Raw genomic sequence first — 22,658 nt, forward strand, 5'->3', positions numbered from 1 at the left:
AGTCTGGTCCCAGACAGGAGTTGGCGTGCGCGCGACGGTGAACTTCCCGGCTCACGGCGGCCCGGCGTTGCCGCCGTCCTTGCTGTTCAGGAATCTGTCGTCATCGGCGGCTGATGGTGTCTTGTCGCCCAGGGATCACGCCTTCTTCAAGCGGCGCCGCGCGAACAAGCTGCGGATCGGCGGCTTCATCTGCTGCACCGGCTCGCCTGGAGTTTGGGGCCCCTGTGCGACCAACAGCGCCAAGCTCGCGGTTGCCGAGATCAACAAGCGCGGCGGCATCCTCGGGCGCGAAATCGAGCTTTCCATTTACGACGCTGGCGGACCGCTCGACGAGGTGCTGAACCGCGCCGAGCAGGCGATCGCGTTCGACGAGGTCGATCTCATCGTCGGGCTGCACACCAGCGCGGTCCGTGTCGGCTTGCGCGACGTCACCACGCGTCATTACATCCCCTACATCTATACGCCGGTCTATGAAGGTGGCGAGTGCACGCCGGGCGTGATGGCGATCGGTGAGACGCCGCGCTGGCAGAGCCGGCCCTCGATCCACTGGCTCGCCGAGGTCAAGAAGGCGTCGCGCTGGTACCTGATCGGCAGCGACTATGTCTGGCCCTGGCAGTCGCATCGCGCCGTGAAGAATTACATCAAGGAAACCGGCGGCCTTGTCGTCGGCGAGGAGTTCGTTCCCCTCGGCGAGGATAATCACCAGCCTCATCTGGCGCGCATCCGCGCCGCGAGACCGGATGTCGTGCTGATCTCGCTGATCGGCACCGACAGCATCACCTTCAACCGTGCCTTCGGCGAATGCGGGCTTGCCGCGACGACGCTGCGGCTGGCCGGCGCGATGGACGAGACGGTCCTGCTCGGCATCGGCGCCGACAACAGCGAGAACATGTTCTGCGCCTCCGGCTATTTCCCGGGCATCGGCTCGCGGAGCAACGACGACTTCCAGATCCGCTATCGCGCGATGTTCGGACCAAACGCTCCGCCGATCGGCTCGCTCGGCCAGTCCAGTTACGAAGGCCTGCGTTTCCTCGAAGCCGTCGCGAATAAGGCAGGTTCGTTGTCCATGGCTCCGATGCTCGCGGCGGGGCGCAACATCGTTTATGGCGGCGCGCGCGGCCCGGTCACCGTTCGCAACGGTCACGCCCGGATGCAGATGTATCTCGCCGAGGCTGACGGTCTCGATTTCAAGCTGATCAAGCCGGTCTGAAACGAGATTGTCGAGTGGTCCAGGCGGATTTTCGAAATAATACTTGAAAAGGAAAATATTTCTGTCTGTAATATCGACGCGATGCCGATTGGTCCCGCGCTGTGCAGGCGCGGGACCATGCGGCTTCCGTCCACGCCAGGGATCAAGAAGCCTTTGAGGAGAGCGCCGTGACAGTTGTCCTTCCCACGCCAGCCCAACTTCGCAGCGTCGCGGAGCAGTGCGGCCTTTCGCTGACCGACTACGACGTCGCCTCGTTCCGCGGCCTGATGCAGGGCTCGATCGAAGCCTACAATCTCGTCGCCGCGATGCCGGACGAGGTGCCGGAGGTGAAATACCCGCGCACGCCGGGCTATCGGCCCTCGGCCGAAGAGAACCCGCGCAATGCCTGGTATCGCAGGTCGACCGTAAAGGGCGCCGCCAGCGGCAAGCTCAAGGGCAAGACCGTCGCGCTGAAGGACAACATCATGCTGGCCGGCGTTCCCATGACCAACGGGTCGTCGACGCTGGAAGGCTATGTGCCCGATTTCGACGCCACGATCGTCACGCGCATGCTGGATGCCGGCGCCGAGATCAAGGGCAAGGTGCATTGCGAGCACTTCTGCCTGTCCGGCGGCAGCCACACCGGCTCGTACGGGCCAGTGCATAATCCGCACAAGATGGGCTACTCGGCCGGCGGCTCGTCGTCAGGCTCTGGCGTCGTGGTTGCGCTCGGCGAGGTCGACATGGCGATCGGCGGCGATCAGGGCGGCTCGATCCGCATGCCGTCCTCGTTCTGCGGCATCTACGGCATGAAGCCGACCTGGGGCCTCGTGCCCTATACCGGGATCATGCCGATCGAGATCTACGTCGATCATACCGGGCCGATGACTGCGACGGTCGCCGACAACGCGCTGCTGCTCGAAGTGCTCGCCGGCGACGACGGCTATGATCCGCGCATCAAGGCGCCGAAGGTCGAGGAATACACCAAGGCGCTCGGCCAGGGCGTCAAGGGCATGAAGATCGGCATCGTCAAGGAAGGCTTTGAGCAGCCGGCCGCAGAGGCGGCGGTCAATGAAAGCGTGCGCGAGGCGGCAAAACGCTTCAAGGATCTTGGAGCCAGCGTCGAGACTGTATCGATCCCGATGCACCTCCTGGGCGGCGCGATCTGGACCCCGATCGGCACCGAAGGCCTGACCCAGACCATGATGTTCGGCGACGGCTACGGCCTCAGCCGCGGCGATCTCTATTCGACCTCCCTGATGGATTTTCACCGCGGCTGGCGCCGGCAGGCCGACTCGCTGTCCGAGACCACGAAGTTGTTCATGATGCTCGGCACCTACATCAACAACAATTTCGGCCCACGCTTCTACGGCAAGGCGCTCAACATCTCCCGCCGGCTCACCGCGGCCTATGACAAGGCCTTCAGCGACTACGATCTGCTGTTGATGCCAACCACGCCGATGAAGGCGACCAAGCTGCCGGAGCCCAATGCCAGCCGCGAGGAATACGTAGCCCGCGCGCTCGAGATGATCTCCAACACCGCGCCCTTCGACATCACCCATCATCCCGCGATGTCGCTGCCCTGCGGCATGGTCGACGGCCTGCCCGTCGGCCTGATGCTGGTCGGCCGCATGTTCGAGGAATCCACGATCTACCGCGCCGCCCATGCCTTCGAGCAGATCGGCGACTGGAAAAAAATGTGAGCGAGGCTTCGATGCAGGCGAACGGAAACGCAACGCATGGCTAACGCGTTCGTCGCGGCGTTCGAGATCCTGAGCTTTGGCGCGATCATCGTCCTGATCGTGCTGGGGCTCGGGATCATCGCCAGCATGATGGGCATCTTCAACTTCGCGCAAGGCGAGTTCGTCCTGCTCGGGGCTTACATCACCTATCTCGCCTACGCCAAGGGGTTGCCGATCTGGGCCGGCATGGCTGCGGCGCCCTTGGTGGTCGGCGCGCTCGGCTTCGTGCTGGAGGCGCTGATCATCCGCCGGTTCTATGCCGCGCCCATCGTGGCCATGCTCGGCACCTATGCGCTCGGTCTCATCATCCGGGAATCCGTGCGCGGACTGATCGGCGGCTTCTACCTCACCGTGCCGGAGCCGATCGGCGGCTCGCTCGACATTGGCGCCATGCACATCTCGGCCTGGCGTTTCACCATTATCGTGATCACGCTCCTGGTGATGGGCGGTTGCTATCTGCTGCTGTCGCGCACGAGCTTTGGCCTGCGCGTGCGGGCCACGCTGGAGAATCCGTCGCTGGCACGCGCGTCGGGCATCTCTACACCGCTGATCTACGGCGCCACGTTTGCCTTTGGCGCCGCGCTTGCCGGCCTTGCCGGTGCGCTGATCGTGCCGGTGTTCAGCCTGTTTGCCGATCTCGGCCTGCGCTTTCTGATTCAGGGTTTTGTCGCGGTCATGGTCGGCGGCGTTGGCTCCTTCATCGGACCGGTCGCAGGCGCCGGCGTCATCGGCACGCTCAGCGCGGCGCTGCCGTGGGTGATGGCGCCCGTCGTCGCCGACGTGCTGGTCTTCGTGCTCGCCATCGTCTTCATCAAATTCCGTCCGCAGGGCCTCATCGCAGGAAAAGGGGTTTAGTCACATGTTCGATCGCACTCAGCTCTCACGGCGCCGCTTTCTCTCCAATTTTGCTTTTGCCTCCGGTGCGGTCGCAACCGGCGTCGGCAGCTGGGTGATTCCGGCTCCCTGGGCCAATGCGGCCGAAGCCCCGATCAAGGTCGGCATCGCCACCGACCTCACCGGCCCGATCGCCTATGCCGGCAATGCCGATGCCAATGTCGCCAAGATGGTGATCAAGGAGATCAATGCCGCGGGCGGCCTGCTCGGCCGGCCGCTCGAGCTCTATATCGAGGACACCGCTTCCAACGAATCCGTCGCCGTCGGCAACGTCCGCAAGCTGATCCAGCGCGACAAGGTCGACATGGTCTTGGGCGGCATCACCTCCTCGATGCGCAACGCGATCAAGGATCCGATCGTGGCACGCGGCAAGACGCTCTACATCTATCCGCAGCTCTATGAAGGCAAGGAATGCACGCCCTACCTGTTCTGCACCGGGCCGACGCCGGCGCAGCAATGTGACGAGTTCATCCCCTGGCTGATCAAGAACGGCGGCAAGAAGTTCGCGCTGCCGAGCGCCAATTATGTCTGGCCGCACACGCTCAACGTCTATGCCCGCAAGGTGATCGAGGCGAACGGCGGCGAGGTCGTGTTCGAGGAATACTATCCGCTCGACCAGGTCGATTTCTCCGCGACCGTCAACCGCATCATCTCCAACAAGGTCGACGTCGTGTTCAACACTGTCATTCCGCCTGGCGTCGGGCCGTTCTTCAAGCAGCTCTATGAAGCCGGATTCCTCAAAAACGGCGGGCGCCTGGCCTGCGTCTACTATGATGAGAACACGCTTAACATCAATCAGGCCGCCGAGATCGAGGGGCTCGCAAGCTGCCTCGACTATTTCAAGGTGTTGACCAAGGAGAGCCCCTTCGACGCAAAGATCCAGGCGGCCTACGAGAAGGATTTCCCGGGCAACTTCCTGTTCGCCGCCGGCAGCGCCGCCACCGGCACCTATCGCGGCCTGAAGCTGTGGGAAGCAGCGGTCAAGGAGGCCGGCAAGGTCGACCGCGAGTCCGTCGCCGGCGCGCTCGACCACGCCAAGATCGCTGAAGGCCCCGGCGGACCTGCCGAGATGGTGCCGGGCAAGCGGCACTGCAAGATGAAGATGTATACCGCGGTGGCCAAGGGCGGCAATTATGAGATCGTCGCTCGCAGCGACGGGCTTGTCGATCCCAAGGAATGCTGAGGCGGAATGGGAAGCCGATGAGCGTGCTAAGAGAGGCCATCGCCGGCGACGAAGCGGACAACGCGATGGCTGAACGCGTGGCAGCGGGACGGGCCAGGGAACAAACCGGGGCAGGACGAAAAGTCCTGCCGATCGTGGAGAGCGTCGTGCTGGTCGCGGCACTGCTCGCACCGCTGGTGCTTCAGGACTACCTCACCGTGTTCGCGACGCGCGTGATCATCCTCGCCCTGTTCGCGCTGTCGTTCGACCTCGTCTGGGGTTATGCCGGCATCATGAGCTTCGGTCAGGCCCTGTTCTTCGGCTCGGCCGGCTATGGCGTCGCGCTGCTCGCGCGCGACCTCGATATCACCAACATGTTTCTGGTGCTGCCGGCGGGCACGCTGATCGGCCTGACCTTCGCACTGCTGCTCGGCGGCTTTCTGTTGCTGGGGCGGCATCCCTCCAGCGTGATCTTCGTCTCGCTGGGCACGCTGACGGGCTCCTACGCGGCCGACCGCCTGGCGCGCGGCTGGTACTATCTCGGCGGTCAGAACGGCATCCCCTCGATCGCGCCAATGTCGCTTGGTTCATACGAACTCTCGGAAGGGCCGGCCTTCTATTATCTCGTGCTCGGCATCCTCGTCGTGGTCTACCTGCTCTGCCGCTTCCTGGTGCGCTCGCAGTTCGGCCTTGCGCTGGCAGGCCTGCGCGAGAACGAGCAACGCATCGCCTTCTTCGGCTACAAGGCGCAGCATCTCAAAGCCATCGTCTTCACCATCGGCGGCGCCATCGCCGGGCTCGCCGGCAGCCTCTATGCCTTCCACGAAGGCTTCGTCTGGCCCAACATGGTCGGCGTGGTGGTCTCGACCCAGGTGGTGCTCTACGTGCTGTTCGGCGGCTCCGGCACGCTGATCGGCGCCGTCATCGGCGCCGTCATCGTCGAAGGCGTCAGCTTCTGGCTGTCGGACAATTACCGCGACATCTGGCCAATCATTCTGGGCTTGTTGCTGCTGCTCGTGATCCTGTTCCGGCCGCTCGGCTTGATCAGTTTTGTCCTCGGCGAGCGTGAACGCGTCGGCAGCTTCGGTGCCAAACCCAAGGAGAAGCGCAATGCCGCTCCTTGAAGCCTCCGGCATCAGGAAGGTCTTTGGCAAGCTCACCGCGCTCGATGGCGCGGCGCTCAGCGTCGGCGAAAACGAGTTTCACGGGCTGATCGGTCCGAACGGCTCCGGCAAGAGCACGCTGATGAAGTGCATCGCCGGGGCCGAAGTGCCGACGCAGGGCAAGGTGAGCTTCGTCAACACCGACATCACCGCCCTCACGCCGACCGAGCGCGCCCGCGCCGGCATGAGCCTGAAATTCCAGATCACGTCCGTGCTGCCGTCGCTGACCCTGTACGACAACATCCTGCTAGCGCTGCAGGCGCAGTGTTCGCTGTTCGATCTCGTATTCTCGCGCACGCGCAGCCTCCTGCACGACCAGGTCATGACCATGCTGACGCAATTTCGACTGGCGAACCGCGCCTTCGATGCGGCCGCCGCGCTCTCGCACGGCCAGCAGCAATGGCTGGAGATCGCGATGGCGCTGGCGGGCAAGCCAAAACTCCTGCTGCTGGACGAGCCGACCGGCGGCATGAGCCTTGAGGAGCGCCGCGTCACGGGCGAACTGCTCGAGCCAATCAAGCAGCATTGCTCGCTCGTCATCGTCGAGCACGACCTCGATTTCATCCGCGACATCTGCGATCGCCTCACCGTGCTCGACCAGGGCAGGGTGCTGGCATCAGGCACGGTGTCCGAGATCCAGGCCAACAAAGCCGTCCAGGAGATTTATCTGCGCCGTGCCTGAATTTTTGGACATCAAGCATCTTGATGCTGGCTATGGCCGCAGCCAGGTGCTGTTCGGCGTCAGCCTCGGCATCCCCTGGCGCGGCGGCGTCGCCGTGCTCGGCCGCAACGGCGCCGGCAAGACCACGCTGATGAAGACCATCGTCGGCGAGCTGCCGGCCTGGAAGGGCGAGGTCGCCTTCGACGGCCGCGACATCAGCCGCCGCGCCACCCAGGAGCGCGTGTGCGCCGGCATCGGCTACGTCCCGCAGGAGCATTCGGTGTTCGCGCGCCTGTCGGTGCGGGACAATCTCGCCGTCGGCTCGCTCATGAACAAGGACCCCAGCGCGGTCGACCGCGTCCTGACCATCTTCCCGAAACTCGGCCAGCGCCTTGACCAGCCCGCCGGCACGCTCTCTGGCGGTGAACGCAAGATGCTTGCGATCGGCCGTGCCATGCTGGGCGATCCCAAGCTGTTGCTGCTCGACGAGCCGACCGAGGGCGTCTGGATCGGCGTGATCGAGGAGATCACCGAGCGCCTGATCGAACTCGCGAAGACAATCGCCGTCATTATCGTCGAGCAGCACCTCGACTTGGCGCTGCGCGTCGCCGACTACGCCTACGTGCTGGATCGCGGCAGGGTCGCGCTGCAAGGCGAGGCGGCGGAGGTGAGGCGCAATCCGGAGCTGATGCGGTATCTGGCGCCGTAGGCTCTCGCCGGAGCGCGGCGCTCTCACCCCTTCGCGGCGAATGACAGCATCGGTCTAGGATGGACCTTGGATTGCGCGAAGCGCCGCCCTACTTGACGGCCCCAAAGCGACTGTCGAACGAGCTCGACTGCACCACCGGCGCGGCGCCGGTCATCTGTCCGCTGTCAGCCGCCCCATCCGACACTGACGGCTTCAGCGCCGGGCGCGTTGCGGCGAGGCGGGTATCGGGCTGCTTGGCCGGCTCGGCCGGCTTGGCGGCTACGATTGGCTTCGGAGCTTCCTTCGCCGCATCCTTGGACTTGTCATGCCCCGGCACGAAGCGGGTCACTGCGGCCTTCAGCCTCGACGCGGCCGTGGGCGGGGTCGTCGTGGTCGGCGCCACGGACGCCGTGGCTTGCGGCGCAGGCGTGGTCGCCGTGGTGTCGGCGGTACCCAGGCCCATCTTGCGGCCGAGGTTGGAGAAGAAGCCGCCTTGTGACTTTTCTTGTGATTTCTCGCTCGGAGCGGCCGAGGCAACGCGGGTGCTGGTCGCGGGCGCGCTGCTAGCTGTGACCGGCTCGTCCTGCGGCGCAGGCGCGGACGCGGCCGCATCGAGGTTCGGCTTGGGCGGGTTGACGTGGCCGGGAATCGTGCCGGGCGCCTTGGCCATCGCCAGCATCTGGAGCGTGGTGCCTTCGGCGCCCTCCGACAGGCCGGTCGAGCCTTCCGGAATCTTCGCCGCGAAAATCTTGTTCATGCCGCCGTCAATGCCGGTGTTCATCCGTGCCACCGGCGTACCCTTGGCGACGAGCTTTGCGTATTCGGCCTCATCCTTCGCCTGCTTCTCGCGCACGGCGCGAGCGATGTCTTCGGGGATCACATAGGCCGGGCATTTTGCCGAGGCGTCGAACACCGGGTCGCGCTTGGCGTCCGCCGGCTTGGCTGCATCGAACACGTACTTCTTCTCGCAGAAATCGACCTTCGGCTCCTGCCGCGTCACCTCGAAATGATCATAGCCTTCCTTGATCATCTTCCAGAACGGCATGTTCGGATTGTTCCGGTGCTTGGCCATGTTCACCGGCGTCATCTTGAACGGATAGGCCTGGAGCTGGAACGCCTTCTGGCCGCCGAAAAAGGATTCGCGCCCTAGCGAATAGATCTCGGCGATCTGCTCGTCGGTCATGGCGTAACAGCCGCGCGAAGAACAATCGCCATGCACCATCAGCTGCGAGCCGGTGCGCCCGAGCGCCTTGTCGAACGCGTTCGGGTAACCGGTATTGAAGGACAGGTAATAGGCCGATTGCGGATTCATCTGGCTCGGATTGATCGAGTAAAATCCTTCCGGCGCCTGGCGGTCGCCTTCGCGCACCTTGGGGCCGAGATCGCCCGACCAGCGGCAGATCGGATAGGTCTTGAGCAGCGCGAACTGGCCGCTTCGGGTCTGCTTCCAGACTTCGAGCTCGGCCTCCTGCTTGAACAGGCGGACCAGGATCGGCGATTGCAGATCCATGTCCTTCTCGGTCATCGCGGCGAGCAGCTTTGGCGGCACCGGCTGGTTGGCCTTGGCGTTGGTCGCGAGCGAGACCTGGTCGGTGTCGCAGCCGGTCAGCAGAACGCCGGCGGTCATCAGCGCAACCGAAGCCAAGAGCGCCCGAGCAAGCGAACGAGAAATCAAGATGGACCCCACACCGTGCCGGGCAGAAAGCGCGACCCCAATCGTTTGGAGCATGATCTGACCGGCGAACCAGACCCGTCGTGACGGGCTTTTCAGACCACGCCCCAGCGCTTATGCCCTGAAGCCATTGATTAAAATTCTAACCTCTGGGTCATGTGGTCGCAACCCGAGCGGGGATCACGAGCCCGTTGGCCCAGTGGCATGGTCAACGAAGACTAAATGGACGCGACTTGGGCCTTACTTGGGCCTTTCGGCCGGATTGGAACAGAGATCGCCGATTTGGGCAAAAAAAGGGTTAACGCGGGGTTACCAGCGGGCCAGCCGGGGTCTCGTGCCCCGGATGCAGCGCAGCGCTCCTTCAGCGGTGCGCTTGTTCGGGCCGAATCAGCCCAGTTTCCGGCCGATATCGAGGAATTTCTGCCGCCGCTGCTTGCGGATGGCGTCGCCGTCGAGGCCCCGGAGCTCGTCGAAAGCCTTTGCGATGGCATCGCCGGTGGTGGCGATCATGGCGGCGGGATCGCGGTGGGCGCCGCCGACCGGCTCCTTCAAAATGCTGTCGATCACGCCGAAGCGGAGCATGTCCTGGGCGGTGATCTTCATGTTGTTGGCGGCTTCCTGCGCCTTGGTGCCATCGCGCCACAGGATCGAGGAGGCGGCTTCCGGCGAGATCACACTGTAGATCGCGTGCTCCAGCATCAACACCTTGTTGGCCGTAGTGATGGCGATGGCGCCGCCCGACATGCCCTCGCCAGTGATGATGGCGACGTTCGGCACGGTCAGCGCCAGGCAGGCATCCGTCGAGCGCGCGATCGCCTCGGCTTGTCCCCGCTCTTCGGCGCCGATGCCGGGATAGGCGCCGGCGGAATCGGCGAGCGACAGCACCGGCAGACCGAACCGCTCGGCCATCTCCATCAGCCGCACGCATTTGCGATAGCCTTCGGGCCGCGCCATGCCGAAATTGTGCCGGATGCGGCTCTCGGTGGAATCGCCTTTTTCCTGGCCCATCACGCAGATCGGCTCGCCGCGGAAGCGGCCGAAGCCGGCGACCAGCGCCTCGTCCTCGCCGAATTTGCGGTCGCCGGCCAGCGGCGTGAACTCGGTGATCAGGCCCTTGATGAAGTCGTTGAAATGCGGCCGCTGCGGGTGCCGCGCCACCAGCGTCTTCTGCCACGGCGTCAGGTTCGCATACAGGTCGGCCAGCGCTTGCGAAGCCTTGTCCTCAATCCGCCCGATCTCCTCGGCGATGTCGGTGCCGGAAGCTGCGAGCGTGCGCAACTCGTCGACCTTGGAGTCGAGCTCGGCGACCGGCTTTTCGAAGTCGAGATAGCTGCGCATCTGGTCTGGCATCAACTCAATATAGGCGGACGGGGCTGGAGAAGCGAAGCGAGGTTGCGGTCGCGAAAAGAACTGCAGCTTCTTCAATGGCTTGGCTTCGGTGCTCGTGAGCCGCAAGCCAAATCAATCGTGAAGCCCCGGCTCTTTCTGCGGAGATGTGGCCGAAGTCAAGGCGGTTTCGCCATCGCCGGGGTTGGACTCTCGTGTCCGGGACGCGCTGCAGCGCGCCGTAGCGCCGCTGCGCTGAGCCGGGACCCGGCAAGAGGCGTGGGCCCGGCTCAGCGGCGCACCGTTTCACGCTGCGCCGCGCCCCGGGGCACGCGAGATTACTTCTCCGCCAGCGGATGCAGGTCGCGCACCAGGCTCTTCAGCCGCTCCTCGACCACATGGGTGTAGATCTGGGTCGTCGAGATGTCGGTGTGGCCGAGCAGGGTCTGCACGATGCGCAAATCGGCCCCGTTGTGGAGGAGGTGACTGGCGAAGGCGTGGCGTAGCACGTGCGGGGAGACCAGACGGGCCTGAAGCCCGGAGGCGACCGCGAGTTCCTTCAAGTCGCGCGCGAAATGCTGGCGGGTCAGATGTCCGCTCTCGCCGAATGAGGGAAACAGCCATTTAGAAGCAGCCGCGCTGTTCTTCTTGTCACCCTTTGCAGCTTCCGTCGCCGCGAGATAATCCGCCATCGCCTGCCGCGAGGCCTCGTTGAGGGGCACCAGGCGCTCCTTGTTACCCTTGCCGCGCACCACGATCATGCGCGCATCGCGCTTGGCCGCCGAGCGCGGCAGTGCCACCAGCTCGGAGACGCGCAGGCCCGTGGCGTAGAGCACCTCGAGCAGGCAATAGAGCCGCAAGCTGCGCAGCCGTTTCGAGGGCGAGGCATCCGCCGCCTCGCTCAATTCCTTGGCGCGGCGGAGCATGCGGTCGACATCCGCAATCGACAGCACTTTCGGCAGGCCGCGGCCGCGCTTCGGCCCCGACAGGATCGCTGCGGGATCCTCGGTACGGATGCGCTCGTTGAGGAGAAAGCGGAACAGATGCCGCATCGCCGACAGCCGCCGCGCGACGCTGGTGGATTTGAAGCCGCGGGCATCGAGATCGGCGAGATAGTCGCGCAGCGTTTGCGTCTCCGCATCCGCGAAGGTGTGGCCGACGCGGTCCAGAAATTCCGAGAGATCGGTGAGGTCGCGGCGGTAGGCGTCGAGCGTGTTGGGCCCGGCGCCCTGTTCCGCCGCGAGCATGTCGAGGAACAGGCCGGTGAGCTGGGTGTCGGAGGGCTTGGTGCGCATGCCCAAAGCCTAGCTGCTATTTCTTGAGAAACTTATCAGGATGTCGAATAGAGATACACCCGAACGCTGTCTCCGAAGTTCTAGGATCTTTCACTGATCGCCGTCGCCTGCGACCAGACCACCATCCACCGCCCGTTGCGACGTTCGTAAGTATCAGTGTGCCAGTGGTCGGCAGCGGCAACCCGGTGGCCACCAAAGACGATCTCGAGTCTGGCGCGATATCGGATCGCGGCGTGGTCTTTCTGCAGCCGGACGGCGATCACGCCGGGTTCCCACATCAGATACTTGATCTGCCCGCTCCGGATCGCACCCAAATATTCAGCCTTCGAGAGCGGCATGCCGATCGGCGTGATCAGCTGAAATTCCGGTGCATGAAGCGGCTCCGCCTGTTCGATGTCCCCGTCGACCAGCGCGCGCAACCGGGCCCGTTCGACGTTGCGGATGTGCTCGGCTTCCGGTGACGAATCCGTGTCGGTCGCGTGGGTTGTCATCGCAGGTTGTCCATTTCTGCAAGGGTGAATGAAAATTGCGCGGGCGACGGCTACAGCCGTCTAGGGCATTGCGATCAAACGATGGTCGATCAAGCTTTGGGCACTGGCGCGGATGCAGTCCTCGTCAGGCCGCATTCTCCAGTTCAGCACGCGATGCGCCTTGGCGGCGCTGACGCTGAGGTCCCGGTCGAGCTCGCGAACGATCATGCGCGAACGCCCGCTGAAAGGCGCCATCGCTCTCACCATCCAGTTCGGCACGTCGCCGCGGGGCAGAAGCGTCGCATATGCCGGGAACGATTTCGCCAGCACCGCGGCTAGATCCCTTAGCCAGAAAAAACCGCCACCGACGATGAAGCGCTCTCCCGCGGCGTCCGGATAGGTCATCGCGCGGATATGGGCGTCGGCCACGTCGCGCACGTCGACGACCGCGAAGCCAAAGCGCGGGACACGCTTCAACTTGCCGCTCATCATCTGCTGGATCAGTCCGACTGAGGTGCCGTATTGCGGGCCGAGCAGCGGTCCGAACATCATGGCAGGATTGATCACGCACAGATCGAGCCCGCTATTCCGCGCAAAGCTCCACGCGGCCTGCTCGGCCAGCGTTTTCGATTTGTAATAGGGCGTCGCCCGCGCGCTGGTCGGATCAGTCCAATCGTTCTCGGTGTAGGGAGGCCGGCCGCTGCCGTGATTGGTGGCGGCAATTGAGGATGTCAGCACCACGCGTGCCACCCCGGCGTTATGGGCCGCGCGCAACACGCGGAGCGCACCGTCGCGCGCGGTCTGGATCAGGTCGTCTGCGTTGTCAGGCAATCCCGCCGGAAACGGCGAGGCGGTCTGAATGACGTAGCGACAGTCCTTCAGGGCGTTCTCCCATCCGCCGTCCGAGCAAAGATCGGCCCGGGCAAAGCTGAGCGCCTCGGCTGCGGTGGGCGCTGTCGCGCAAAGCTGGCTCCGGATCCGATCGCAGGCGGTCAGGTTGCGGACGGTGCCGCGCACGAGATAGCCGCTCGCCAGCAGTTGGTTGGCGACATGGCCACCAAGAAATCCGCCGATGCCAGTAACCAGAACCGTGGCGGCCGGACCGTTACGTCGGGAATGCATGTAATTCAGGCCTTTGACTTTTGATTTAAGAAAATTAGACGGTTAGACTGAAGTAGACAGTTAGACCGAATTTGTCTAATCCGTATTTGACGGATTGGACGAAAAATGTCAACCTGTCTCAATGAAAGCCAGCGATGACAAAGCCGGGGCCATTCTCGACGCGGCCCTGCCGGTGTTCGTCCGCCACGGCTTCCGCAAGACGTCCATGGTCGACATTGCGCGCGCTGCGGGCATCTCGCGCGCCGCGCTCTATTTGAGCTTTGGCAGCAAAGAGGAGTTGTTTCGGGCGGGGTCAGAGCGTGCGCATGCCAAGACGCTACGAAGTGTCGAAGCCGCGCTCGCTGGCGGTGGCGACGTTTTCAGCCGGATCGAGCTGGCGATTGCGGCGTTCCAGCGCGGTTTGATCGTGCCATTCGCCGGTAGCGCGGACGCGGCGGAACTGTTCGACGCCAATATGGCGCTGGCCAAGGACGTCACCTTGGCCGCGCGCGCCCAGTTGGTGGCTCTGCTTGCTGACGCACTGGCCGATGCGCAAGCAATGGGTGCGATCACCCTGGATTCCTTGAACGCCACGCCGACCGACCTTGCCTGCATCATCGTGGCGGCGATGGAAGGCATCAAGGAGGCACAGGCCGCGGGCCGGAATCTTCAGGACGATACGCAGCTGTTCTTGCGCCTGATGCGCCAGGGCTTGACGCGGAATCGGCAGGCCGGCTGACGCTCGCAGCCAAGGTCTATTTCTTGAGAAACTTGTCAGGCGGGATCGTCACCGTCATTTCCCGCGGCTTCGGACTGACGAAGTTTGCCAGCGCGAAGACCGCGCCATAGACGATGCCGGCGATCACGGCGAGGACCGTCAGGAAGCGGAACAGGCTGGGCATCGGCAAAGGGTCTCGATAGCGGTCTTGGCGGGCAAATTAACCAATGAAATCATCCAACATGTTCGCCGTTTCGTGGCAAGAGTCCTCTGGCGAGGCCCCCTGCGGGGTCGTATAGGTGGCGAAAGCATGCCGCCTTTTGCGGCAGATCGAGCGAGATCCATGTCCGACGCCGCGCTGCCGATACCCGGTTCGCCTGAGGCCGACATCCTGTCGGCGCTCGGGGCGCGCTCGATCGTGCTCGTCGGCATGATGGGGGTGGGCAAATCCACCATCGGCCGCCGCATGGCGGCGCGGCTCAAGTTGCCCTTCGTCGATGCCGACACCGAGATCGAGGCGGCGGCCGGCATGAGCATACCGGAAATCTTCGAGCGCCACGGCGAGCCGCATTTCCGCGATGGCGAGGCCCGCGTGATCGCGCGGCTGCTGGACGGCGGACCGATCGTGCTCGCGACCGGCGGCGGCGCGTTCATGCGCGAGGAGACGCGCGCGCGCATCGCCGCGAAAGCGGTCTCGATCTGGCTCAAGGCCGACCACGACGTCATCATGCGCCGCGTGCGGCGCCGCGCCGATCGCCCGCTGCTCCAGACCGCCGATCCCGAAGGAACCGTTACGCGCCTGCTCACCGAACGCGAACCGGTCTATCGCCATGCCGACCTCACCATCGCCTCGCGCGATGTGCCGCACGATAAGATCGTCGAGGAATGCATCGAGACCCTGCACGCCCATCTCTGCGGCGTGCCACCTGCCGACCTTGCGAGTGCCGTACGATGACTGCGCCTTTGAAGCATTCCGATCCTGTCAATGTCGATGTCGCGCTCGGCGACCGCGCCTACGACATCGTCACCGGCCGCGGCGTGCTGGCCTCGCTCGGCGAGCGCGTCGCGCGCTTGCGCCCCGGCGTGCGTACCGCCGTTGTGACCGACCGCACCGTCGCAAAGCACTGGCTCGAGCCCGCCGAGGCGTCGCTTGCCGCAGCCGGCATTCCGACCTCGCGCATCGTGGTCGAGGAAGGCGAGATCTCCAAAACCTATGCGGGCCTGCAAAAGGTCAGCGAGGCCCTGATCGCCGCAAAAATCGAGCGCAACGATCTCGTCATCGCGCTCGGCGGCGGCGTGGTGGGCGATCTCGCCGGCTTTGCCGCGGCGATCCTGCGCCGCGGCGTCGATTTCGTGCAGGTGCCGACCTCGCTCTTGGCGCAGGTCGATTCCAGCGTCGGCGGCAAGACCGGCATCAACTCGCCGCAGGGCAAGAATCTGCTCGGCGCCTTCCACCAGCCGGTCCTTGTCATCGCCGACACCGCCGTGCTCGACACGCTGTCGCCGCGGCAATTCCGCGCCGGCTATGCCGAGGTCGCCAAATATGGCGTGCTCGGCGACGAAGCCTTCTTTACCTGGCTGGAGAAGAACCATGCCGATATCTTCAGGGGCGGCTCGGCGCGCGAGCATGCGATCGCGACGTCGTGCCGCGCCAAGGCCGCAATCGTCGCTCGCGACGAGCGCGAGACCGGCGAACGCGCGCTGCTCAATCTCGGCCATACCTTCGGTCATGCGCTGGAAGCGGCGACCGGCTTCTCGGACCGCCTGTTCCACGGCGAGGGCGTCGCGATCGGCATGACGCTGGCGGCGCAGTTCTCGGCCCAGCTCGGCATGATCGGAGAGCTGGACGCGGCGCGCGTCGAGCGGCATCTGGTCGAAGCCGGCCTGCCGACGCGCTTGCAGGACATCGCGGGTTTTGCGCAGGAAGGCCTTGCCGACGCCGACGCGCTGATGGCGCTGATGGCGCAGGACAAGAAAGTCAAGCGCGGCAAGCTTACCTTCATTCTGCTGGAGGCGGTCGGGCGCGCCGTGATTGCGAAGGACGTCGAGCCGACGCTGGTGCGCGATTTCCTGCAGTCGAAATTAGCGCAGTGATGGCGGGATCGATTGGATCTGCCGCCCGCGAAACGGCGCGGAACGCCGAGGCGGCCGCGAGGCAAACATGAGTTCGATCTCCATCAATCTGCTGCTTGCTGTCCTCCTGCTCGCTGCCAACGCATTTTACGTGGCGGCCGAATTTGCCCTCGTGAAGAGCCGTGGGTTTCGCGTCAAGGCAATGGTCGAGCAGAACCGCTTCGGCGCACGCCTGTTGCAGACGATGATGGGGAATATCGAATCCTATCTCGCCTGCTGCCAGCTCGGCATTACCATGGCCTCCCTTGGTCTTGGCTGGATTGGTGAGCCGACCGTTTCTGCGCTGCTGAGCCCGATCCTCCATCCGCTCGGATTGTCGGAGGCGACGCTTCACTTCACCTCGTTCGTGGCGGGTTTTCTGGTCTTCTCCTCGCTGCACATCATCATCGGCGAACAGGTGCCGAAGACGCTTGCGATCAGGGAGCCGGTGCCGGTGTCGCAGTGGATTGCGTATCCGCTTCATGTCTCCTACCTGGTGTTCTACCCGCTGAGCTGGTGTCTCAACACGGCTTCGGGCGCGATCTTGCGTCTGATCGGCGTTCAGGAGTTTTCGCAGCACGAGATCCTGACGGATTCCGAGATCGAGGGCCTGGTTGAGGAATCGGCCGTACACGGCAAGATCGAGAGCGGCGAAGCCGAGTACATTCACAATGTCTTCCGCCTCGGCGAGCTGACCGTCTCCGACGTGATGGTTCACCGCACCGCGATGGTGATGATCAATGCCGATCTCCCGCCGGAGGAGCTGGTGCGGGAGGTGCTGGCCACCGAATACACCCGCATTCCGCTGTGGCGCGACAAGTCGGAGAACATCATCGGCATTCTGCACGCCAAGGATCTGCTGCGGGCAATCCGCGCGTCGGAGGGCGATACCTCGCGCATCGACGTCACCACCATCATGCTGCCGCCCTGGTTCGTGCCGGAAATGCGGCCGATATCCCAGCAGCTCAAGGCGTTCCGCCGCCGCAAGACCCATTTCGCGCTGGTCGTCGACGAATACGGCGAAGTCGAAGGGCTCGTGACGCTGGAAGACATTCTGGAGGAGATCGTCGGTGACATCTCCGACGAGCATGACGTCGTGGTCGCCGGCGTGCGCCGCCAGCCCGACGGCTCTGTCGTGGTCGACGGCTCGGTGCCGATCCGCGATCTCAACCGCGCCCTTGACTGGCACCTCCCCGACGAAGAGGCAACCACGGTCGCGGGCCTCGTCATCCACGAGGCGCGTTCGATCCCCGACCGCGGCCAGAGCTTCACCTTCCACGGCTTCCGTTTCCGCGTCCTCCGCCGCGAACGCAACCGCATCACCGCGCTCCGTATTTCACCGGTGCCGCGGGAGGCCGAGCTGGAGGAAGCCAAGCCGCGAAGGGCCGGGACGTCGTTTTGATCTCGCTTACCTGCCCCTTCAGGGGAGGGTAAGCAAATCACCCTTCCCCCGGCGCCTGCGCGTGGATCGCGAGCGCGTGTACCCCGCCGGCGAGTTCCGCGGCCAACGCCGAATTTATCATGCGGTGGCGATCGACCCTGCCCTTCCCTTTGAAGGCGGCAGATACGATATACACACGGAAGTGCGTCTCGCCGCTCGGCCGATGGCCGGCGTGGCCCTCATGCAAATGGGACTCGTCGACGACTTGCAGGCTCTCCGGCGTGAAAGCTTCCTGCAACTTGTTGCTGATAACGTCTCTGATAGCCATGTGAGCCATTAAGGGACGCGATCGCACTCCGTCAACACCATAGGCCGCCTCTGGCGGCCGTTCTGAAAAACGCCGAAGTGAAACTTCGGCTACGGGTTTCAAGCTAATTGCAATGTCAAGACTTGAAGGTTTTTGCATTGCGTAGTCAAAGTCAGCCATGCCGATCGATTCATCAAAGTTCTTCGACTCCATCCGGGTCAAGCCTCGGGGCAAGCAGCCGGAAGTGAAGCCGCGCGACACCGTGGTCAATTGCGAATGGACCGGGTGTCAGAACAAGGGCGCGCATCGTGCGCCCAAGGGTCGCGACAATCAGCGTGAGTACTGGCACTTCTGCCTGAACCACGTGCGCGAGTACAACCAGAACTACAATTTCTTCTCCGGCATGAATGCCGACGCGGTCGCGCGCTACCAGAAGGATGCGCTGACCGGTCACCGCCCGACCTGGAAGATGGGCGCCAATGGCGGCGTCAAGAAAGGCGCGGAGGCGGAGATCGACAGCGCCTTCGATCCGTTCAGCATGTTCCAGGAGCTCAACGGCCGCGCCAACTGGCGCGGCGGCCCGCAAGCCCCGCCCAAGGCCGAGACGCGCAAGATCATGAACGCCGAGCGCAAGGCGCTCCAGGTCATGGGCCTCGGACCCGAGTCCACCCTCGCCGACGTCAAGAGCAAGTACAAGGCGCTGGTGAAGCAGCATCATCCCGACGCCAACGGCGGCGACCGCTCCACGGAAGACCGTTTGATCGAGATCATCAAGGCGTATAATTACCTGAAGACGGTGGTCCGCGAGGCCTAGCGCATTCGGGAAGCGTGCATCGGCCTTCAGAGGATTTGCTTTGGCGACAGTCTAAAGCGCGATGACAAAGCGCGATGACGATGCATCCGGATCTGGTCGCGCTTACTTAGTGACGTCCGGGAACGCCATCTGGCACACCAGCCCTTCCGGCTTCCACTGCCGGGTGATCCTTCCGCGCAAGGTCCGGATGATGCCATCGACCGCGCCGATGCCAAAGCCCTTGCGCGTCGGCGGTTCGTTGACCGGGGGACCGTCGCGCTCTGACCAGTGCAGCACGAGAGGGTCTGCACCATTGGTCTCCCAGCGGATCTCCAGCCTGCCTGAAGGCGTCGACAGCGCCCCGTATTTAGCGGCGTTGGTCGCAAGTTCGTGCACGGCGACCGCGATCGATTGGGCGAGCGTCGCCGGCAGCCGGAGGTCGTCTCCAGCGATGCTGATACGTTCGCCGTCTGCGCCTGCGTACGGCCGGAGTTCCTCTTCGACGATGGTCTTCAGACTCGCACCGGTCCAGCGCGATTCCGAGAACAGCCTCTGCACATTGGCAAGCGCGCTGAGTCGGCCTTGAAACGCGGCCTGGAATTCTGCAGCGGTCTCGGCCTTCGTCAGCCGCAGCATCGCCTGGGTCACCGCGAGCAGATTGTTCGAACGATGATCGACCTCGTAAGCCAGGAGCATCATCCGCTGCTCGGCCTGCTTGCGAGCCGTGATGTCGACCAGCATGTTCACCGCGCCGACCAGTCGGCCGCCTTCGTCGCGCAGCGGCGTCGGATACGGCATGAAGCAAATCCTTGAGCCGTCCGGCCGTTCGGCCACAGCCTCGACGTCGCGCACCGGCCGGTTCTGCTTGAGCGCGACGGCCATGGGGCACTCATCGTGGGGGAGCGGCGTGCCGTCGGGCAGATAGAGCTTCCATGTCACGCACCACATCTCGCCGATCTTTGGCGAGCGTCCGGCGAACTCGATGCAGGCTTGATTGAAGAAGGTGATGCGGCCCTCTGCGTCGGTGGTGTAGATCGCGGCGGGCAGCGCCTGGAGCAAGTCCCGGAATCGCCTCTCGGAATCCCCGCCGGCAGCGCTCCTGCTCGCTGCTTGCCTCGCGATCTCGCCGATCCTGGCCTCGTCCGAATGTCCAAGCAAGTCCAGCATCGCGTTCCTCTACGGGCCAGATCAGCTAATTCGCCGGCCGCGTATACGTTCCACGGTGCTCGCCCGGACGTGCAGATCTCCTCAACCTGTACAGGACTTCGCCCGCACGACAGCGAAGTGGGAGCTCCGCTGTCGCCTTTCCCTTAGTCTCTAGTCGCCTGAAGCCTTCGGCATGGCCCCCACATAGGACGAACTCGGCCGGATCAGCCGTCCCGTGCGCTGCTGCTCGCGCGCATGCGCGGTCCATCCTGCCGCGCGCGCCAGCGCGAAGATCGGCGTGAAGGCCTGCCTCGGAATTGCGAGTGCATCGAGCAGGATGGCGGTGAAGAACTCGACATTGGTCTCCAGCGGCCGGTCCGGATTCTTCTTGCGCAGCGCGCTGCGGATATAGGCCTCGACCTCGCCGGCAAAGGGCAGGTCGGCGCCATTGGAAGCCAGGGCCTCGATCGCGGTCTTCAGCACGTCGGCACGCGGGTCGCGGACGCGATAGACGCGATGACCAAAGCCCATCATCCGCTCGCCGCGTGCCAGCGCCGCGTCGACCCAGCTCTGGATGCGTTCGCGCGAGCCGATCGCGTCGAGCATTTCCAGCACGGGCTCCGGCGCGCCGCCATGCAAGGGACCGGTGAGCGCGCAATAGCCCGCGGTCACGGCGGCGAACAGATCGGCTTGCGTCGAGGCCACCACGCGGGTCGTGAAGGTCGAGGCATTCATGCCGTGGTCGCAGACGGTGACGAGATACGCATCGAGCGCGGTGACCTCGCGCGTTGCAGGCGCCCGCCCGTGCAGCATGCGCAGCGTGTCGGCGGCGTGGCTCATGCTGCGATCGGGCAGGACCGGCTCGAGCCCCCCGGCGCGGCGGACCAGCGCGCCCGCAATCACCGGAAACGCGCCGACGATAGTTGCTTCATGCTCCAGGCCGTGTTCGGCGCGAAGGCCCGCGACGGCCGCACGAAACCCGTCGACGATGCCCATGCCGCGGGTTGCCGGCAACAGGTCCGGCAATCGCCCGAAGGCGCGCTCCCGCGCGGTGCCCAGGCTCGCCCGCACATCGGCTTCGCTTAAGCTGGTCTTGTTGGCGCCGTTCCACAGCCGGGCGGTGACGCCCTCAAAGCTCGATCTGGCGGCGAGGCTGCCGACATGCTCGCCGGCGATGATCAACTCGCCGCGCTCGCCGTCGACATGGCTCAGCACGGTCTCAGCGGCGGGAACGCCGTCCAGCCCGATCTGGCTTTTGGTGAGGTGGATGTTCATGGCCCAATCTCCTGTTAGACGCAGGGGAAGGGTCAGGCCTGTCGACAGATTGATCAATCTTGATTACATAAATCAATATGAAAAATTCCAACGAGCTCTACCTCTCTGCCCGGGAAGCCGCCGCCGAGCTCGCGATCTCGCCGGCCACGCTCTATGCCTATGTCAGCCGCGGTCTGATCCGCTCCGAGCCGACGCAGGATTCGCGAAAAAACCGCTACCGGGCCGAGGACGTCCGCGCGCTCAAGGAGCGCCGGGTGCCGTCGCCGGAGCCAAGGGGCCTGCGCAGCTTCGACGCCGATTTGCCGGTGATGGACACGGAGATCTCGACCATCACCGAGGACGGCGCGATCTACCGCGGGGTGAATTGCGTCGATCTCGCCGAGAACGATACGCTCGAGCATACGGCGACGCTGCTGTGGGACGTCTCTGGCGTCGATCCGTTCGATCAGGACAATCAGCCGCTTCTCTCCGAGGAGATGCGCATGATCGGGCAAGCCGCGCGTCGGGCCGCGCCGATCGACCGCGCCATTGCGGTGCTCGCGCTGGCTGCGAGCGCCGATCCCCGCGCTTTCACCCGCGCGCCCGATGGCCGTGCCATGGTCGGCGCGCGCATCGTCCGCCTGCTGGTCGCGACCATGCTCAATGCCGAGCCGTCGGCCGAGCCGCTGCATCAGCAGGTTGCGAAGGCATGGGCCGCGGACAACAAGCACGCGAGCGATCTGATCCGCCGCGCGCTCGTGCTGCTTGCCGACCATGAATTGAACGCCTCGACCTTCACCGCGCGCTGTGCCGCGTCGACCGGCCTCAATCTCTACGACTCGGTGATCGCCGGCCTCGCCGCGCTCAAGGGGCCCAAGCATGGCGGCGCCGGCGTGCTGGCCTCGCAGCTCGTGAAGACGCTGATCGATCGCGACGTTGAGCCGATGGTGCGCGAGCGCGTCGCGCTCGGCGAGCGCTTTGCCGGTTTCGGCCATGGCGTCTACAAGCGCGGCGATCCTCGCGCGCAATCGCTGCTGAATGCCTTGTCGCGCGCAGGCGCACCGCGGAAGTTCACCCGCGAGCTGCCGGAGCGGATCGCGGAAGCGACCGGCGAGTTCGTCAACATCGACTATGCACTCGCCGTGCTCGTGCACGCCCTGCGCCTGCCTGCCGGCAGCGAGCTCGCTCTGTTCGCCATGGCCCGCAGCGTCGGCTGGATCGCCCATTCCAGCGAGCAATTGCAATTCGGCAAGCTGATCAGGCCAAGGGCCAGGTATGTGGGACCGGCACCGGGACGGCGGGCTTGGGTTTTGGAGTCGAAGACCTGACCAGCAGCGCGCCTTCACCCTCCCCTGGAGGGGGAGGGTCGATCGCGCGTAGCGCGAGCGGGGTGGGGTGATCTCTCCACGCGGGCAGTGTTCGACGTAAAGAGACCTTCACCCCACCCCGTCTCACATTTCGCTGCGCTCCATGTGAGCCGACCCTTGAGCAACCGGCGACATGGGTAACAGTTCAAACCGACGACATGGGTAACACAATTCTCGTTTCGTTCAGGCCTGCTGTTGTTGGGGCTGTGGACCCTGG

22 protein-coding genes are annotated in these 22,658 nt (G+C 64.5%); 13 read left to right on the top strand and 9 right to left on the bottom strand.

Going from position 1 to position 22,658, the window contains the following annotated elements; all coding sequences use genetic code 11:
• Positions 1-25: 25 nt before the first annotated feature.
• The 7 genes from IVA78_RS31035 to IVA78_RS31065 all read left to right on the top strand — a co-directional run bounded on the left by IVA78_RS31035 (position 26) and on the right by IVA78_RS31065 (position 7,520).
• Positions 26-1,210, top strand: coding sequence for an ABC transporter substrate-binding protein (locus tag IVA78_RS31035; protein ID WP_247469293.1), 1,185 nt, complete (start codon positions 26-28; stop codon positions 1,208-1,210).
• 167 nt (positions 1,211-1,377) lie between these two features.
• Complete coding sequence (locus tag IVA78_RS31040; protein WP_247469295.1) at positions 1,378-2,892, top strand: amidase; 1,515 nt, start codon at positions 1,378-1,380, stop codon at positions 2,890-2,892.
• 36 nt (positions 2,893-2,928) lie between these two features.
• Positions 2,929-3,786 carry a branched-chain amino acid ABC transporter permease gene (locus tag IVA78_RS31045; RefSeq protein WP_247469297.1) on the top strand — a complete coding sequence of 286 codons (858 nt, stop codon included), beginning with the start codon at positions 2,929-2,931 and terminating at the stop codon, positions 3,784-3,786.
• 4 nt (positions 3,787-3,790) lie between these two features.
• Complete coding sequence (locus tag IVA78_RS31050) at positions 3,791-5,008, top strand: substrate-binding protein (RefSeq protein ID WP_247469298.1); 1,218 nt, start codon at positions 3,791-3,793, stop codon at positions 5,006-5,008.
• Between the two features lie 17 nt (positions 5,009-5,025).
• Positions 5,026-6,111, top strand: coding sequence for a branched-chain amino acid ABC transporter permease (locus IVA78_RS31055; RefSeq protein ID WP_247469300.1), 1,086 nt, complete (start codon positions 5,026-5,028; stop codon positions 6,109-6,111).
• Positions 6,098-6,832, top strand: a complete 735-nt coding sequence (locus tag IVA78_RS31060) for an ABC transporter ATP-binding protein (RefSeq protein ID WP_247469302.1) — start codon at positions 6,098-6,100, stop codon at positions 6,830-6,832. The genes IVA78_RS31055 and IVA78_RS31060 overlap by 14 nt, the downstream gene beginning before the upstream one ends.
• Entirely contained in the window at positions 6,825-7,520 is a 696-nt protein-coding gene (locus IVA78_RS31065) for an ABC transporter ATP-binding protein (protein WP_247469304.1), read from the top strand. Before IVA78_RS31060 ends, IVA78_RS31065 begins: the two co-directional genes overlap by 8 nt.
• Positions 7,521-7,608: 88 nt before the next feature.
• Here the strand turns inward: IVA78_RS31065 and IVA78_RS31070 are convergent, their stop codons facing one another.
• The 5 genes from IVA78_RS31070 to IVA78_RS31090 all read right to left on the bottom strand — a co-directional run bounded on the left by IVA78_RS31070 (position 7,609) and on the right by IVA78_RS31090 (position 13,384).
• Complete coding sequence (locus IVA78_RS31070; RefSeq protein ID WP_247469306.1) at positions 7,609-9,126, bottom strand: murein L,D-transpeptidase family protein; 1,518 nt, start codon at positions 9,124-9,126, stop codon at positions 7,609-7,611.
• A gap of 432 nt (positions 9,127-9,558) precedes the next feature.
• Positions 9,559-10,521 (bottom strand): acetyl-CoA carboxylase carboxyltransferase subunit alpha, encoded by a 963-nt coding sequence (locus IVA78_RS31075; RefSeq protein ID WP_247276289.1) that lies wholly within the window; start codon positions 10,519-10,521, stop codon positions 9,559-9,561.
• A gap of 314 nt (positions 10,522-10,835) precedes the next feature.
• Entirely contained in the window at positions 10,836-11,792 is a 957-nt protein-coding gene (gene xerD / locus IVA78_RS31080; protein ID WP_247469308.1) for a site-specific tyrosine recombinase XerD, read from the bottom strand.
• Between the two features lie 80 nt (positions 11,793-11,872).
• Complete coding sequence (locus tag IVA78_RS31085) at positions 11,873-12,283, bottom strand: nuclear transport factor 2 family protein (RefSeq protein WP_247469309.1); 411 nt, start codon at positions 12,281-12,283, stop codon at positions 11,873-11,875.
• Positions 12,284-12,343: 60 nt separating this feature from the next.
• Positions 12,344-13,384 carry an aldehyde reductase gene (locus IVA78_RS31090; protein ID WP_247469312.1) on the bottom strand — a complete coding sequence of 347 codons (1,041 nt, stop codon included), beginning with the start codon at positions 13,382-13,384 and terminating at the stop codon, positions 12,344-12,346.
• A gap of 121 nt (positions 13,385-13,505) precedes the next feature.
• Between IVA78_RS31090 and IVA78_RS31095 the strand changes: the two genes are divergently transcribed.
• Complete coding sequence (locus IVA78_RS31095) at positions 13,506-14,102, top strand: TetR/AcrR family transcriptional regulator (protein ID WP_247469315.1); 597 nt, start codon at positions 13,506-13,508, stop codon at positions 14,100-14,102.
• Positions 14,103-14,118: 16 nt separating this feature from the next.
• On the opposite strand, the gene IVA78_RS31100 is transcribed toward IVA78_RS31095, so the two are convergent.
• Positions 14,119-14,265 (bottom strand): histidine kinase, encoded by a 147-nt coding sequence (locus tag IVA78_RS31100; RefSeq protein ID WP_247276291.1) that lies wholly within the window; start codon positions 14,263-14,265, stop codon positions 14,119-14,121.
• Positions 14,266-14,424: 159 nt separating this feature from the next.
• On the opposite strand from IVA78_RS31100, the gene IVA78_RS31105 reads away from it, so the two are divergent.
• The 3 genes from IVA78_RS31105 to IVA78_RS31115 all read left to right on the top strand — a co-directional run bounded on the left by IVA78_RS31105 (position 14,425) and on the right by IVA78_RS31115 (position 17,595).
• Complete coding sequence (locus IVA78_RS31105; protein WP_247297855.1) at positions 14,425-15,036, top strand: shikimate kinase; 612 nt, start codon at positions 14,425-14,427, stop codon at positions 15,034-15,036.
• The gene (aroB, locus tag IVA78_RS31110; protein WP_247469317.1) at positions 15,033-16,175 is read left to right on the top strand and encodes a 3-dehydroquinate synthase; all 1,143 of its coding nucleotides are present in this window, start codon (positions 15,033-15,035) and stop codon (positions 16,173-16,175) included. The genes IVA78_RS31105 and aroB overlap by 4 nt, the downstream gene beginning before the upstream one ends.
• A gap of 67 nt (positions 16,176-16,242) precedes the next feature.
• Positions 16,243-17,595: a hemolysin family protein gene (locus tag IVA78_RS31115; RefSeq protein ID WP_247469318.1), complete on the top strand. Its 1,353-nt coding sequence runs from the start codon at positions 16,243-16,245 to the stop codon at positions 17,593-17,595.
• Positions 17,596-17,632: 37 nt separating this feature from the next.
• Here the strand turns inward: IVA78_RS31115 and IVA78_RS31120 are convergent, their stop codons facing one another.
• Complete coding sequence (locus IVA78_RS31120; RefSeq protein WP_247298010.1) at positions 17,633-17,902, bottom strand: BolA family protein; 270 nt, start codon at positions 17,900-17,902, stop codon at positions 17,633-17,635.
• A 157-nt stretch (positions 17,903-18,059) separates the two neighbouring features.
• Here IVA78_RS31120 and IVA78_RS31125 point away from each other — a divergent pair, with 157 nt between their 5' ends.
• A complete protein-coding gene (locus IVA78_RS31125; RefSeq protein ID WP_247276295.1) occupies positions 18,060-18,695 on the top strand; it encodes a DnaJ domain-containing protein in 636 nt (211 codons plus the stop codon).
• Positions 18,696-18,797: 102 nt separating this feature from the next.
• Here the strand turns inward: IVA78_RS31125 and IVA78_RS31130 are convergent, their stop codons facing one another.
• On the bottom strand, positions 18,798-19,841 hold the full coding sequence (locus IVA78_RS31130) for a sensor histidine kinase (RefSeq protein ID WP_247469319.1): 1,044 nt from the start codon (positions 19,839-19,841) through the stop codon (positions 18,798-18,800).
• 150 nt (positions 19,842-19,991) lie between these two features.
• Positions 19,992-21,095, bottom strand: a complete 1,104-nt coding sequence (locus IVA78_RS31135; protein WP_247469320.1) for a citrate synthase/methylcitrate synthase — start codon at positions 21,093-21,095, stop codon at positions 19,992-19,994.
• 77 nt (positions 21,096-21,172) lie between these two features.
• Between IVA78_RS31135 and IVA78_RS31140 the strand changes: the two genes are divergently transcribed.
• Positions 21,173-22,402, top strand: coding sequence for a citrate synthase family protein (locus tag IVA78_RS31140; RefSeq protein ID WP_247469321.1), 1,230 nt, complete (start codon positions 21,173-21,175; stop codon positions 22,400-22,402).
• Positions 22,403-22,658 lie beyond the last annotated feature (256 nt).

The sequence above is a fragment of the Bradyrhizobium sp. 137 genome (genome assembly GCF_023074095.1).
Classification (GTDB): domain Bacteria; phylum Pseudomonadota; class Alphaproteobacteria; order Rhizobiales; family Xanthobacteraceae; genus Bradyrhizobium.

What these genes read in the sequence shown, in the direction of transcription:
- IVA78_RS31070 (WP_247469306.1), bottom strand. Translation starts at nt 9,126, where the DNA reads ATGACCGCCGGCGTTCTGCTGACCGGCTGCGACACCGACCAGGTCTCG.
- IVA78_RS31085 (WP_247469309.1), bottom strand. Translation starts at nt 12,283, where the DNA reads ATGACAACCCACGCGACCGACACGGATTCGTCACCGGAAGCCGAGCAC.
- IVA78_RS31100 (WP_247276291.1), bottom strand. Translation starts at nt 14,265, where the DNA reads ATGCCCAGCCTGTTCCGCTTCCTGACGGTCCTCGCCGTGATCGCCGGC.
- IVA78_RS31090 (WP_247469312.1), bottom strand. Translation starts at nt 13,384, where the DNA reads ATGCATTCCCGACGTAACGGTCCGGCCGCCACGGTTCTGGTTACTGGC.
- IVA78_RS31050 (WP_247469298.1), top strand. Translation starts at nt 3,791, where the DNA reads ATGTTCGATCGCACTCAGCTCTCACGGCGCCGCTTTCTCTCCAATTTT.
- IVA78_RS31045 (WP_247469297.1), top strand. Translation starts at nt 2,929, where the DNA reads ATGGCTAACGCGTTCGTCGCGGCGTTCGAGATCCTGAGCTTTGGCGCG.
- IVA78_RS31060 (WP_247469302.1), top strand. Translation starts at nt 6,098, where the DNA reads ATGCCGCTCCTTGAAGCCTCCGGCATCAGGAAGGTCTTTGGCAAGCTC.
- IVA78_RS31120 (WP_247298010.1), bottom strand. Translation starts at nt 17,902, where the DNA reads ATGGCTATCAGAGACGTTATCAGCAACAAGTTGCAGGAAGCTTTCACG.
- IVA78_RS31125 (WP_247276295.1), top strand. Translation starts at nt 18,060, where the DNA reads ATGCCGATCGATTCATCAAAGTTCTTCGACTCCATCCGGGTCAAGCCT.
- IVA78_RS31130 (WP_247469319.1), bottom strand. Translation starts at nt 19,841, where the DNA reads ATGCTGGACTTGCTTGGACATTCGGACGAGGCCAGGATCGGCGAGATC.
- IVA78_RS31055 (WP_247469300.1), top strand. Translation starts at nt 5,026, where the DNA reads ATGAGCGTGCTAAGAGAGGCCATCGCCGGCGACGAAGCGGACAACGCG.
- IVA78_RS31075 (WP_247276289.1), bottom strand. Translation starts at nt 10,521, where the DNA reads ATGCCAGACCAGATGCGCAGCTATCTCGACTTCGAAAAGCCGGTCGCC.
- IVA78_RS31115 (WP_247469318.1), top strand. Translation starts at nt 16,243, where the DNA reads ATGAGTTCGATCTCCATCAATCTGCTGCTTGCTGTCCTCCTGCTCGCT.
- xerD (WP_247469308.1), bottom strand. Translation starts at nt 11,792, where the DNA reads ATGCGCACCAAGCCCTCCGACACCCAGCTCACCGGCCTGTTCCTCGAC.
- IVA78_RS31135 (WP_247469320.1), bottom strand. Translation starts at nt 21,095, where the DNA reads ATGAACATCCACCTCACCAAAAGCCAGATCGGGCTGGACGGCGTTCCC.
- IVA78_RS31105 (WP_247297855.1), top strand. Translation starts at nt 14,425, where the DNA reads ATGTCCGACGCCGCGCTGCCGATACCCGGTTCGCCTGAGGCCGACATC.
- IVA78_RS31140 (WP_247469321.1), top strand. Translation starts at nt 21,173, where the DNA reads ATGAAAAATTCCAACGAGCTCTACCTCTCTGCCCGGGAAGCCGCCGCC.
- IVA78_RS31095 (WP_247469315.1), top strand. Translation starts at nt 13,506, where the DNA reads ATGAAAGCCAGCGATGACAAAGCCGGGGCCATTCTCGACGCGGCCCTG.
- aroB (WP_247469317.1), top strand. Translation starts at nt 15,033, where the DNA reads ATGACTGCGCCTTTGAAGCATTCCGATCCTGTCAATGTCGATGTCGCG.